This window comes from Corynebacterium sp. HMSC073H12, from assembly GCF_001837775.1.
Taxonomy (GTDB): domain Bacteria; phylum Actinomycetota; class Actinomycetes; order Mycobacteriales; family Mycobacteriaceae; genus Corynebacterium; species Corynebacterium amycolatum.
Genome location: NZ_KV834035.1, coordinates 190,765 through 204,029, shown reverse-complemented (window position 1 = coordinate 204,029; position 13,265 = coordinate 190,765). Strand labels below are relative to the sequence as shown.

At 59.6% G+C, this 13,265-nt stretch carries 11 protein-coding genes; 8 read left to right on the top strand and 3 right to left on the bottom strand.

Going from position 1 to position 13,265, the window contains the following annotated elements; translation table 11 throughout:
- Positions 1 to 19 precede the first annotated feature (19 nt).
- Complete coding sequence (locus tag HMPREF2708_RS05980) at positions 20 to 964, bottom strand: hypothetical protein (protein WP_246840352.1); 945 nt, start codon at positions 962 to 964, stop codon at positions 20 to 22.
- Between the two features lie 51 nt (positions 965 to 1,015).
- On the opposite strand from HMPREF2708_RS05980, the gene HMPREF2708_RS05975 reads away from it, so the two are divergent.
- The 6 genes from HMPREF2708_RS05975 to purT all read left to right on the top strand — a co-directional run bounded on the left by HMPREF2708_RS05975 (position 1,016) and on the right by purT (position 7,865).
- A complete protein-coding gene (locus tag HMPREF2708_RS05975; RefSeq protein ID WP_070833476.1) occupies positions 1,016 to 2,305 on the top strand; it encodes an adenylosuccinate synthase in 1,290 nt (429 codons plus the stop codon).
- 257 nt (positions 2,306 to 2,562) lie between these two features.
- Positions 2,563 to 3,147, top strand: a complete 585-nt coding sequence (locus HMPREF2708_RS05970) for an LppP/LprE family lipoprotein (protein ID WP_070833475.1) — start codon at positions 2,563 to 2,565, stop codon at positions 3,145 to 3,147.
- 162 nt (positions 3,148 to 3,309) lie between these two features.
- Positions 3,310 to 3,948 carry an LppP/LprE family lipoprotein gene (locus HMPREF2708_RS05965; RefSeq protein WP_070833473.1) on the top strand — a complete coding sequence of 213 codons (639 nt, stop codon included), beginning with the start codon at positions 3,310 to 3,312 and terminating at the stop codon, positions 3,946 to 3,948.
- Positions 3,949 to 4,141: 193 nt separating this feature from the next.
- On the top strand, positions 4,142 to 5,398 hold the full coding sequence (locus HMPREF2708_RS05960; protein ID WP_070833471.1) for a glycerophosphodiester phosphodiesterase family protein: 1,257 nt from the start codon (positions 4,142 to 4,144) through the stop codon (positions 5,396 to 5,398).
- Positions 5,399 to 5,494: 96 nt separating this feature from the next.
- The gene (locus tag HMPREF2708_RS05955) at positions 5,495 to 6,526 is read left to right on the top strand and encodes a nucleoside hydrolase (protein ID WP_070833469.1); all 1,032 of its coding nucleotides are present in this window, start codon (positions 5,495 to 5,497) and stop codon (positions 6,524 to 6,526) included.
- A 118-nt stretch (positions 6,527 to 6,644) separates the two neighbouring features.
- Positions 6,645 to 7,865 (top strand): formate-dependent phosphoribosylglycinamide formyltransferase, encoded by a 1,221-nt coding sequence (gene purT, locus HMPREF2708_RS05950; RefSeq protein ID WP_048734516.1) that lies wholly within the window; start codon positions 6,645 to 6,647, stop codon positions 7,863 to 7,865.
- 90 nt (positions 7,866 to 7,955) lie between these two features.
- Here the strand turns inward: purT and HMPREF2708_RS05945 are convergent, their stop codons facing one another.
- Positions 7,956 to 8,459 (bottom strand): phosphoribosyltransferase, encoded by a 504-nt coding sequence (locus HMPREF2708_RS05945; protein ID WP_070833467.1) that lies wholly within the window; start codon positions 8,457 to 8,459, stop codon positions 7,956 to 7,958.
- A 64-nt stretch (positions 8,460 to 8,523) separates the two neighbouring features.
- Positions 8,524 to 10,029: an FAD-dependent oxidoreductase gene (locus HMPREF2708_RS05940; protein ID WP_070833465.1), complete on the bottom strand. Its 1,506-nt coding sequence runs from the start codon at positions 10,027 to 10,029 to the stop codon at positions 8,524 to 8,526.
- Between the two features lie 252 nt (positions 10,030 to 10,281).
- On the opposite strand from HMPREF2708_RS05940, the gene HMPREF2708_RS05935 reads away from it, so the two are divergent.
- A complete protein-coding gene (locus tag HMPREF2708_RS05935) occupies positions 10,282 to 11,307 on the top strand; it encodes a sulfite exporter TauE/SafE family protein (protein ID WP_070833462.1) in 1,026 nt (341 codons plus the stop codon).
- A 174-nt stretch (positions 11,308 to 11,481) separates the two neighbouring features.
- On the top strand, positions 11,482 to 13,188 hold the full coding sequence (locus HMPREF2708_RS05930) for a nitrite/sulfite reductase (RefSeq protein ID WP_070833460.1): 1,707 nt from the start codon (positions 11,482 to 11,484) through the stop codon (positions 13,186 to 13,188).
- Positions 13,189 to 13,265: the final 77 nt, after the last annotated feature.

Below are 13,265 nucleotides of genomic sequence, written 5' to 3'. Positions count from 1 at the left end.
CCCCCCCCCCCCGACGCAGTTAGTGCACAATCTGCAAGTCGCGGAGGTGTCGGTACAGAGTTGTTTTCTCGCGCGGCTTTCGCGACTCTACGCCATCGCGTACGTAACGGAAGCTCAGGCCACCAACTTGAACTGCCCGACCCGTCATCGGGCGGTGCAGCTCGCGAGACGGGGCTTCTTTCGCTTTACGACGGCCACCGCGACCCAATCCGAGTCGGCTCAGCAGGCCTTTGTTGCCTCCATCCTCGTTACCGATTTCCGCTTCCGGTGCCGGAACTTCGGCCGCAACGATGCCCGGGGCGTCGGGGGTAGGGCGAATCTGCAGGCCGGTGGATGTGCCGGAGAACATCTGATGCTCGTCGACATAGACCTCGCCGGTAAACCCGTTTTCCGAGGACACTCCGGTAATTCCTGGCTCTGTCAGTAGGACGTAACCAACAATTGCGTGCCCGGTGTCATCGCGGATTAGCGGCACTGGCATCGTCGGGCGTGTGAGCGCGGCCGCCGCATCGAGCCCTTCTCCGCCTTCGATGCCCCAGTTTTTGGCCGCGGTCGAGGGGGCGGTGGGGACATGTGCCAGTTCAATCCACAGGAGGTTCTTGCGCATCAGGTAGGTTGCCACGGCAGCCAGTGCCGCGTCGGTGCCAACGACCACAATTCGCAACGGCTCGCTCGGCTTTTGCGGAGCGGGTTGCGGAGCGCCTAAGTGGTCGACCTTTTTCTGCTTGGAGATTTCCTCCGGCGTCGGTGCTGTATCGATAGGCAGTACGTCCTTGGCCAGGTCGTCGATGAAAGCCAGCTCCTTGCGGGCGGGGATCATCGCGACGTCGTGAAGCGCATAGGCGGGTGGTGCCGGAGTAGCTGGTGCCGATGGTGCGGACGGTGCTGATGTAGGCCATGATTGGCGGAGCAATTGGGAAAACGCGGGTACATCGGGGCCACACTGCAGCACAACAATACGCATAGGACTACACTCTAATGCGTCGTCTGCAATCCCAGGAGTTGAAGTAGGACTATGGCCGCAATCATTATCGTCGGTGCCCAGTGGGGCGACGAGGGCAAGGGCAAAGCAACCGATATTCTCGGTGGCCGCGTCGACTACGTCGTCAAGCCCAACGGTGGCAACAACGCCGGCCACACCGTTGTCGTCGGCGGTGAGAAGTACGAGCTGAAGCTGCTTCCGGCGGGTGTGCTGTCGGAAAACGCGGTGCCGATTATCGGTAACGGCTGTGTGGTCAACCTCGAGGCGCTTTTCGACGAGATTGATGGCCTCGAAGCCCGCGGTGCAAAGGCCTCCCGCCTGCGCGTTTCGGGCAATGCCCACATGGTTGCTCCGTACCACCAGACGCTGGACCGCGTGACCGAGCGCTTCCTGGGTAAGCGCGCTATCGGCACCACTGGTCGCGGTATTGGTCCGACGTACGCCGACAAGGTCGGCCGTACGGGCTTGCGTGTCCAGGACATTCTGGATGAGTCGATTCTGCGCCAGAAGATTGAGTCTTCGCTGGCTCAGAAGAACCAGATTCTGGTCAAGCTGTACAACCGCCGCGCCATCGACCCGGATGAGGTCTTCGATTACTTCATGGGCTTCGCCGATCGTCTGCGTCCGATGATTATCAACTCGGAGTTTGAGCTCAACCGGGCTCTGGATGCCGGCAAGCACGTCCTCATGGAGGGCGGCCAGGCCACCATGCTCGATGTCGACCACGGCACCTACCCGTTCGTGACCTCCTCGAACCCAACCGCTGGTGGTGCCTGCGTGGGTACCGGTATCGGCCCGACGAAGATCACTTCGGTGCTGGGCATCATGAAGGCCTACACCACCCGCGTCGGTGCTGGCCCGTTCCCGACGGAGCTGTTCGACAAGTGGGGCGAGTACCTCCAGACCACCGGCGGTGAGGTCGGAGTCAACACCGGCCGTAAGCGCCGCTGTGGTTGGTACGATTCGGTGCTGGCTCGCTACGCCGCGCGCGTCAACGGTTTCACGGATTTGTTCATCACCAAGCTGGACGTCCTGACTGGTATCGGTGAGATTCCAATTTGTGTCGCTTACGACGTTGATGGCGTGCGTCACGACGAAATGCCACTCACCCAGTCGGAGTTCCACCACGCTGTCCCGATTTACGAGACCATGCCTGCGTGGGACGAAGACATCACTGGCTGCCGCACCTTCGATGAGCTGCCGGACAAGGCCAAGGATTACCTGAACCGCCTGGAGGAGCTCTCCGGCGCTCGCATTTCTTACATCGGTGTTGGCCCGGGTCGTGACCAGACCATCGTTGTTCACGACGTGCTGGACAACTAGCGCTGGACACTCAGCCTGGAGGCAGTGGCGAACTAACCGGAAAATAGTCCGGCTTTCGACCCGGCTTTATCGAACTGTTAGATAAAAAATCTTCGGTGTCGAAACCGCTGGCTGCTTCAAAAAAGAACATTTGCTAACCACGCGAAGGCTCTGGGAATTGTCAGTTGCCCCTGGCATCCCAGAGTCATTTTTGTATCGTAGGCCTCACCGCGTAGTCCAACGACAGAAGTCCAAACGACAGAAGGCGTGTGGTTTTCATGCAAAACACAGGACACCGAGTACAACGACTGGCAAGTTCCGCCGTGCTTTCCGGCGCGATGGTTTTCTCCGCAGTAGGCGGAGCAGTTGCAGCTCCTGCGGCTCAGGCGAAACCGGCTCCAGCTCCGGCACCAGCACCGGCGAAGGGGGATAGCTGTACCCCGAACCCGGCTGCACCTGAAATCCAGGCGGCCCTGGATAAGGTCAACAGGGAGCGTCCGAACAACCATGATGGGTGGAAGTACACTGGCACCTCCAACTTCAGTCCGTGTAGCGATTTGAGCTTTGCTCTCACAGATCAGGCCAAGCAGGGTAACGCTCAGTCCTCCACTGTGCTGTTGATGTTCCACAAGGGTGAATTCATTGGTACGGACTCTGACCGGCCTCAGCACATCAACAAGGTGACACCGACCCCTGATGGTAAGAACATTTCGGTCATCTACCACGACTGGGAGGCCCAGGAGGCCGCAGGTGCGCCGAACGCTGATGCGGCGGAGTTCACCTCTAATGTTCACTTCTTCTGGAACGGCGATCACGTCGTCCACGAGGGGAAGATTCCCGGCGGTGCGAAGCCCGCTTCCTAACGGCCCCCGAGATCTCTCGAGAGGTTTCGAGAATTCTTGGGCACTCTCGGGGACTCTTGATTTTTTCCAAGTAAACTCAATTCAGAGTCGGACATGAGAAAGTAAAGCTCCGCCGTAGCTAAGTGCTTGAGAAAACTTGAGAGAACAGAAGAGGTTCCAGCCATGAGTGGTCGTTCAGTTCGTCGCGGGTCGATGCTGGTTAGCGCGGCGGTCGCAGGTGTAGTGGCTTTGTCCGGTTGCTCCACTGATGAGACCGCAGCACCGACCTCTGCTTCTCAGGTAGATGAAGAAACGACCACCATCACTACGACCACCACTGTCGAGGATGACAGTGAAGGTGCAGATGCCCCCAATCCGGATGTCGATGACAACGACACCGATGGGGGTTCTTCTGCGCCAACCCAGGAAGAGGCTTTCGAAGAAGCGGTTGCCGACCTGAACTCAATGGAAGGTGGCAATGGCAGCGGTTGGACAGTCACGGACAATACGAACTGGGATACCACCAGCGAGTTGACCTTTGCCTCAGCAGTACAGAATGAAATTACCCACTCAACTACCTCTGGCGCAGTGCTGCTGTTTCATAAGGGCGAGTACGTGGGTACCGCCGGTGGTCCGCAGACAATCAACTCGGTCGAAGGCGATGGCAAAACTGTGACCGTCAATTTCTTCGATGTCAATAAAATGATTGAAGACGGCGGTGCCTTCGCCTTTAAAGACCAGTACAACGCTCCCGTTACGTACTCCTGGGATGGGGCAGAAGTTGCTCAAGAAGGTGAGATTCCAAAGGCAGAGGGAAATTAATCTCTAACCCGTGCTCTCTCCAGATGCGAGTGCTGGCAAGCCGTTTTAAAGTAGTGGCGCACCACACAGATTTCACGTAGATTTCTGTGTTCCGTATAAACCTCCGACGCTAGTTTGTCGACACTTTGTTGTCGGTACTACTCCGTCGCTATGAAGTCGCTAACACTACGCCCAAAGAGGAAAATCACCGGCCATGTCTTCTTGCAACTCATCTGACTCCATGTTTGACGAACAGGCCAAGCAAAGCGAGCAGCCTCAGAGTTCACGCGTCCACGGCACGCGTCGCGCAATCGCGGCGATCGCTATGGGCGCGTTTGCTATTTCTCCTATTGCAGCCTGCAGCAATGATGCGGATAACGATGCGGCATCGTCGTCAAGCAGTGCAAGCGCGGTTAGCACCACGGCGAGCGAAGAGAAGACCTTTGAAAAGCAGCAGGTCGCTGAGCTGAATGCGTCCGCGAATGTGCGGCCGGCTGCGATGGCTAAGCTGCCGGAGGGTTTTGATCTGCAGTCGCACCGTGGTGGTCGCGGTGAGTGGACGGAGGAGTCCAAGCAGGCGATGGCCAACTCACTGGAGCTGGGCGTTACGACGTTGGAGCTGGACATCGTTTTGACGAAGGATGGCGTGCCTATGGTCTGGCACGATCCGGAGATCCAAGACGATAAGTGCTCGGACACCGAGCCAGTGACGGAGGGGGATCCGCAGTACCCGTACGTCGGCAAGCTCGTGCATGATCTCACCTATGAGCAGGTACAAACCCTGGTCTGCGACAAGAAGCTAGAGGACTTCCCGGATGCGGAGCCAATCAAGGGCAACAGGATGATGACCCTGCCGGAGCTGTTCGAGCTAACTAAGGACAACCAGGACATCCACTTCAACATTGAGACCAAGATTGAGGGCGAAAAGCGCGCTGACTCGGCAGAACCACAGGAGTTCGTCGATGTGATTCTCGACGAGATTGACCGCGCGGGTGTCGCTGATCGAGTGATGATTCAGTCCTTCGATTGGCGCTCGCTGCCGCTGGTCGCGGAACGGAACCCGGAGATTCCACTGGTCATGCTGTGGGACGAGACCACCTGGAAGAAGGATTCTCCTTGGATCGGCGATGTCAATTACGACGAGGTCGATGGCGACATCATTGAGGCCGCCAAGCAGCTCGGCGTGCAGGTGCTCTCACCGACGCACAGCATTCCTTACGGCAAGACACCGTCGGATTCTGACTACCACCCGGTCGCCACGCCAGAGCTGATTTCCCGCGCGCACGAGGCTGGCATGAAGGTGGTGCCGTGGACGGTGAATGAAAAGGAGACCATGCGCGAGCAGATTGCCGCTGGTGTCGATGGCATCATCACCGACTACCCGACGCGCCTGCGCGAGGTCTTGACCGAGCTGGCTATGCCGCTGCCGGAGTCCGCTCCGGTGGGTGATGCAGCGATGGCGACGAACTAGTAAACCCTGCTAGCACCAGCGAAAACTCGTCTGTATCCCTGTTTTGCCCGTGTTTAGCTCTGCGAGCCGAGCGTGTTTCGTGTCACACTTGACCTTATGACGCGTTTGAAAGTGCTTGCCGACGTTGACACGGGTATCGATGACAGTCTTGCTCTCGTCTACCTCGCGGGGTTGCATACCGCAGGCGAGATCGAGCTGGTGGGTGTGACCTGCGCAGGTGGTAACACCACTGCGGCATGGTCCGCTCGCAATACCAAGTACATGTTGAATCTTTGCGGTTGTCCGGAGGTACCGGTTGTCAGCGGTTTCGAGGGGCCTGCTGACCGTGAGCTGACCACCACGCCTGAGACTCATGGACCGTACGGGCTGGGCTATAACCTGGCGCCACCGGCCGTCATCTACGAACCGGGCCGCGCAGGGGCGGCGGATCCGCTGGCGCTGTGGCGCCAGGTCATCGAGCAGGCGCGGTCGACGGGGGAGAAGGTGCACCTGCTGGTCACCGGCCCTATGACCACCTACGTGGCCGCTTTGAAGAACTACCCAGAACTCATGCGGGAGCTCGACGGTGTGACCATTATGGGCGGTGCTGTGGAGTACCACGGCAACGTTACCGAGTTTGCGGAATGGAACTTCTGGGTCGACCCCACTGCGGTCACCGAGGTCTTCGGCACCGCGGGCGCTGTGGCAGTCGAGCGCCCGGAGGATGCCGTGCGCAGTATCGCCACCGCCGCAGGTGCGCCGGTGCCGACGTTGGTGCCACTCAATGTCACCGAGACCATCACTATCAGCGATGTTGAAATTGAGTCCTGGCGCGATGCCGGTATGAACCCGGAGCTGCTGCGTGTTCTGCGCCGTTCGCTGAAGTTCTACTTTGAGTTCCACCAGGGTGTGGGGGTCGGTTACAAGGCGCAGGTCCATGACCTCTTTGCTGCGATGGTGGCCGTCGGTGCGGTGACAGGGGAAGTGGAGAAGATGCGTCTCGTGGGCGTCGATAAGCGAACCTTTGCAGATGAGCCAGCTCGCCGTGGTCAGGTGGTGGAAGATCCTGCCGGTGCTGAGGCGAATGTTGTCCTGGCTGCTGACCGGGATGCGGCGTTGGCTGAGTTCCAGCGAGTGGTCCCGCGCTAGACTCCCCGCCCCGCGCCCGCCGCGGTGAATCCGCCTGCTGTCGTATGCTGGAGACAACCAATTTCACAGCTGCTGGTTGCGCAGCGTATGTGCCGTAGACGAAAGCGAGTTTATCTCGATGTTCACCCCTGAAGTCACCGGAACCCCGTACCAGCCGGGAGCAACGCGAGTTCTGCTGCTCGGCTCTGGCGAGCTCGGCAAGGAGGTGACCATTGCTTTCCAGCGTCTTGGCGTTGAGGTGCACGCTGCCGATCGCTACGAGCATGCACCGGCACACCAGGTAGCTCACCACGCCTACGTGTTGAATATGTCGGACCCCAGTGCACTGCGGGACCTGATTCTCCAGGTCAAGCCTCACTTCATCGTCCCCGAGATCGAGGCCCTGGCAACCGAGGTGCTGGCAGAGGTTGAGGAAGACGAGACGCTGGACGTCACCGTTATTCCAACCGCACGGGCGACTCAGCTGACCATGAACCGAGAGGGTATTCGCCGTCTGGCTGCGGAAGAGGTTGGGCTGCCGACCTCGCGCTATCACTTCGCCTCCAGCTTTGATGAGTTCACCGCAGCTGTCGATGAGATTGGCTTCCCGTGTGTGGTCAAGCCGGTTATGAGTTCCTCGGGCAAGGGGCAGTCCACGCTGCGTTCGCCGGAGGATGTCCAGGCCGCGTGGGATTATGCCATGAGTGGCGGCCGCGTCGAGTCCGGTCGCGTCATCGTGGAGGGCTTCGTCGATTTCGACTACGAGATCACGCTGCTGACCGTGCGCTCCGTTGATCCGGAGACCGGCGAGGGGGCAACGTGGTTCTGTGAACCCATTGGGCACCGTCAGCAGGACGGCGACTACGTTGAGTCATGGCAGCCGGCTGCCATGAGCGAAAACGCGCTGGACAATGCGCGCTCTGTCGCCGCGCGCATCACCAACGCGCTGGGCGGTCGCGGTATCTTTGGCGTCGAGCTGTTTGTCCGCGGCGATGAGGTGTGGTTCTCCGAGGTCAGCCCGCGTCCGCACGACACTGGCATGGTCACCATGGGCACCCAGCGTTTCTCCGAGTTCGAGCTGCACGCGCGTGCAGTGTTGGGTCTGCCTATCGACGTCACGCTGGTGTCCCCGGGAGCCTCCGCTGTGGTCTACGGCGGTGCTGACATCGAGCAGCCGGGCTACACCGGGTTGACGGAGGCCATGGCTATTCCGGAGACTGATATTCGTATCTTTGGTAAGCCGGTTGCTGGCCCGCGTCGCCGCATGGGCGTTGCTGTTTCGACCGCGGATTCTGTCGATGCTGCTCGTGAGCGTGCATCGGAGGCGGCATCGAAGATTAAGGTCGTCGAACTGGGCTAGTTTGACGGCCTAGTGTGCGCTGCGGTACGGCCTTAACCGGCTCCGCAGCGCACTTTTTGTGTGCCCGCTGTGGCGCGTAAGCTACTTAATCTACTTGGACTTCTGTACCGGTGGATCGGCCGACCAGGGGAAAACAATCCAGTCATCGGTGTGCTTCCAGACATAGTCCGGTGCAATCTCCGAGCGGGACTTGCCGTAGAGTACAGCGGAGCGCACTTCTGCGCCGTAGTTCTTCAGCAAATCGAGCACGAGGTGTAGTGTGCGGCCGGAGTCAGCGACATCGTCGACGACCAGCAGACGACGGTCAGAAATAGATTCGACATCCAGCAGCGGCTCCAGCAGAACCGGATCCGGCAGGGTCTCCGCCACGTCGGTGTAGAACTCGACGTTAATGGCGTCAGAGAGCTTGACACCCATGGTGTAGCTGAGTGCACCCGCTGGTAGAAGACCACCGCGGGCCACGGCGATAATGATCTCCGGCTCGTAGCCCGAATCGACAATCTGCTGTGCCAGTTCACGGGAGGCGACGCCGAAGCCTTCCCAGGTCAGAACTTCCTTGACGTCCAGGTTGGATGAGTCTGCATGATAAGCCATGTATTAACTCTAATCCGAAGACCGACTGACGTGCACAATCAACTGCCCGGTTAGACCCGATGCGCTAGCTGGCGACAGTCTCCACAACAGCTTCGTGTACAGCTTCGGCCACGTCATCGGCATCTGGCTGCTTTGCGACGACCGTGGAGGCCGCAACCATGTCGGCCCACTCGACCAGCTTCTTGCGCTCGCGGCCTTCGGCTTCGCCCGCTGCACGTTCGGCGGCGTCGAGTGCGTGCCAGCCCTCCCAGGTAGTGACCTGGAGGCCCTTGTCGGCCAGGAACTCGTCGACGTCGTTATGCGTGGGCTTTGCAGGTGCGACCAGGCGGCCTGCCTCCCAGTCGGCGATGAGGTTGCCGACAGTTTCGTTGGCGTCGCCCTTGGTGTTACCGATTAGACCGACCGGGCCACGGCGAATCCAGCCGGTGGTGTACAGACCCTGGATGTGATTGCCGTCGACGTCGTCAAGCACGCGTCCGCCGGCATCTGGGATGGTGTGGGTGCCGGTGTCGAACGGTACGCCGGTGACTGCGTCGGAGCGGTAGCCGACTGCACGGTAGACCGCACCGACCGGCCATTCAGTGAACTTGCCGGTGCCTCGGACGCCACCCTCGCCGTCGAGTTCAGTGCGCTCGGTGCGGATAGCGCTGACGTGCTGTACTCCATCCTCACCGGTCTCGCCGATGATTTCGACCGGGGACTCGAAGAAGTGGATGAAGAGCTTGTGCGGGGCGCCCTTTGGCTCGCGGATGGCGTAGTTTTCCAGAATCGTACAGACCTGATCGGTGATCTTGGACTCACGACGGGACGTTTCGGAGGCGGCATCGTACTGGATGTCCTCCGGATTCACGACAACCTCAATGGTGTCGGAGTGGTCCAGTTCCTTCAGCTCCAGTGGAGTGAACTTTGCCTGAGCCGGGCCGCGGCGGCCGAAGACGTGAATTTCGCGGGCGGTATTCTTTGCCAGGCCAGCGTAGACGTTGTCGGCGATTTCGGTGACGTGCAGCTCATCGGCAGTCTTGGCGAGAATGCGGGCGACGTCGAGGCCCACATTGCCGACACCGACCACGGCCACGGACTCAGCGGAGAGTTCCCAATCGCGGGCGAACTCCGGGTGGGAGTCGTAGAAACCTACGAACTCACCCGCGCCGTAGTGCTCCGGCAGGTCAGCGCCCGGAATATTCAAATCGCGGTCGCCGGTCGCGCCAGTGGCGAAGATGATGGCGTCGTAGAACTGGCGCAGTTCATCGACGCTGACCTGCTTACCGACGTCCACGTTGCCCAGAAGTCGGACCTGCGGCTTGTCCAGCACTCGGTGGAGGGACTTAATGATGCCCTTGATTCGCGGGTGGTCTGGCGCAACGCCGTAGCGGATGAGACCGAACGGCACTGGAAGGCGCTCGTAGAGGTCGATGGCGATGTCGCGGCCGGACTTCATCAGCGCGTCGGAGGCGTAGATGCCGGCCGGGCCCGAGCCGACCACGGCTACACGCAGTGGCGTGGTGGAGTTGGCGAGATCGGGCAGTGAGGAAGCGGCCGCGTTCTGGGCTGCAGTCTGGTCGTTGGTCATTGAGCGGAATCCTTTTTCTACGTTTTCTTTGTCGCGATTGCTTATCGTAGACCAATCGGTCTATGCTTGCTGAAACAGAATATAGACAAACTGGTCTACAAAAAGCAAACACAAAACACCGCAAGAATCACTGCTTTGGCTTGAGAGGGTTTTGCTGCGCATTGCTTCCGCTGAATGAGCTCTAAAAGGGCTCGTCGTGCGGGCATCGTGGCAACGGCAGGCTCTGGTTGGGTAAGTGGGGAAGGGCTTGTCATGGAAAAACTCATAGTCTTCGTGTTAATCGGCCTTGGCGCGCAATTAGTCGATGGCACTCTGGGGATGGCGTTCGGTGTTACTGCCACTTCACTTTTTATTGTTGCTGGTAGTAGTGCTGCCACTGCGTCAGCGGTAGTTCACGTAGTGGAGGTGGGCACGACGCTGGCCTCTGGTATTTCGCACTGGCGATTCGGCAATGTCGACTGGCGACGCGTGCTGAGCCTTGGTGTGCCAGGGGCTATCGGCGCCTTTGCTGGTGCGACCTTCTTGTCCAACCTCGATGGTGACGCGGCTAAGCCTGTGACCTCGACAATCTTGCTCTTTCTCGGCCTGTGGGTGATTATCCGCTTCGCCTTTTTGGCCAATGTTAAGCGCAAGAAAAAGAACTGGGGGGCGAAAAAGCTTGCTCCGCTGGGGCTCTTTGGCGGCCTGCTTGATTCCACTGGTGGTGGAGGTTGGGGTCCTGTTACGACCTCCACATTGCTCGGTGCTGAGGCTGATCAGCCGCGCAAGGTTATCGGTACTGTCTCGGCGGCGGAATTTCTTGTCGCTCTAGCTGCTGTACTGGGCTTTTTGCCAAAGCTGCGGGAGGAGTTTACTCAGCATGCCGCGCCGGTAATTGGTTTGCTGTGCGGTGGTGTGATTGCTGCACCTTTGGCTGCATACCTGGTGGGGCGTATTAATCCGCGCCTGCTTGGAATTGTGATCGGCGGCGTGTTGGTCGGGCTGAATATTCGAACACTGTTTTCGCCGCTGGTTTCTGGCGGCGTGTTGGCAACGGTGCTGCTTGTCTGGGCTTTTGGCGTTGTCGCACTGGTGCTGTGGGCGCGGTCGCATGACACTCTTCCGCGTCTGCGTCAGCGGGTCCAACTTGAGTCGATTTCTCGGTCTTCCTCGGCTGATGTGTCTAGTTCTGGATCTCCATCACCGGCTTCGGTTGATGTCGGGGCTGAGGGTGCTTCTGGAGGTGTCAAAGTGGGCGCAGAAAACGGTGTCCACGTGGGTGAAGCGGGGGTTCGCTAGGTGTCCGAGCGTACCCCGGCTTGCACTAGCCAGACTGGTCGGTCTAATGTTGCCTGCAATACTGCATAGACCGTCCGGTCTATAAAAATTAGAAACTAATTCGTTCAGGGCTGATTCAAACAACTCTGATTCGGTCAACGAGAACAAAACGAAAGTGATTCGGTAGATTCCCCCATGAGCTCTCCTACGAAAACCGCCGAGCGTCCGGCTTCCGCAGCGGCTACCCGACGTAAGAAGCGTGCACCGAAGCCACAGGGGCAGTGGCTTATCGACGGCCGCGAGCCACTTAACGACGACGAGCGCATTAAGAAAGAAGATGCCGGTTTTGCCGTTAAGCAGCGCGTTATCGACACCTACTCCAAGCAGGGGTTTGACTCTATCCCTGCGGAAGACCTAGCTCCGCGCTTTAAGTGGATTGGCCTCTACACCCAGCGCAAGCAGGGTCTTAGCGGTGAGCACACCGGTGTGAAGACTAACGCCGAGTTGCAGGACAAGTACTTTATGCTCCGCGTTCGTCTCGATGGTGGTCAGACCACCACCGAGGGTATTCGCACTATCGGCGAGATTTCCCGCGACTTTGCTCGTGACACCGCGGACTTCTCCGACCGTCAGAACGTCCAGCTGCACTGGATCCGCATCGAGGACATGCCGGAGATTTGGGACCGCCTTGAGCGGGTTGGTCTTGACACCAACTTTGGCTGCGGCGACGTTCCCCGCGTTATCCTAGGTAGCCCGGTTGCCGGCGTTGCTGCCGATGAAATCGTCGACGGCACCAATGCTATTCGCCGCATCAAGGACGAGTACCTCTCCGGCGACGAGTTCTCCAACCTACCGCGTAAGTTTAAGTCCGCAGTTTCCGGTTCCCCGCGTCTCGATGTCACCCACGAGGTCCAGGACGTCGCCTTTGTCGGTGTCAATCACCCCGAGCACGGCCCCGGTTTCGACGTTTGGGTCGGTGGCGGTCTCTCCACCAACCCGATGCTCGCCCAGCGTCTCGGCGCCTGGATCCCAGAGGACGAGGTTCCCGAGGTATGGGCGGGCGTGTGCCGCATCTTCCGTGACTACGGCTACCGTCGCCTGCGCAATCGCGCGCGTCTGAAGTTCCTCGTTGCCGAGTGGGGTGCGGAGAAGTTCCGCCAGGTACTCGAAGATGACTACCTCAACCGCAAGCTTATCGACGGCCCCGCGCCCGAGCCTTTCGAGGGCGACCGTGACCACATCGGCGTGCACAAGCAGGCCGACGGTCTCAACTACGTCGGTGTGAAGCCCGCTGTTGGCCGTGTTCCGGGCTCTGACCTGGTCAAGCTCGCCGACATCGCCGAGCGCCACGGTGTTTCCCGCGTCCGCACCACTGTCATGAAGGAGCTCATTCTCCTCGACGTCGCCGACGACCAGGTCGACTCCCTGCTCGCTGAGCTCGACGAAATTGGCCTGTCTGCCAAGCCTTCCGCATTCCGTCGGGGCATCCTGGCCTGCACCGGCCTGGAGTTCTGCAAACTCGCACTTGTCACCACGCGCCAGCGCGCAATCGATTTGGTGGGTGACTTGGAGGAACGCCTCGGCGACCTCGATGTCCCAATCACCATTGCGCTCAACGGTTGCCCGAATGCCTGTGCCCGCACACAGATTGCCGACATTGGACTCAAGGGGCAGATTGTCACCGACGATGAGGGCAACCGTGTCGAGGGTTTCCAGGTTCACCTCGGTGGTTCGCTGGGGCTCGATGCCAACTTCGGCCGCAAGGTTCGCGGACACAAGGTCACCTCGGCAGAACTGGGTGACTACATCGAGCGCGTCGTCAATCATTTCAAGGAGCAGCGCCACGAGGGTGAACAGTTCCGCGAGTGGATTGTCCGCGCTGATGAGGAGGACCTGAAGTGAGTGAATCTCCCAATGGGGTTCGGTCGCAGGGGCCGTCGGCGAGCGAAAAAGACGAGGCGCCAGCGCGACTGGGGATC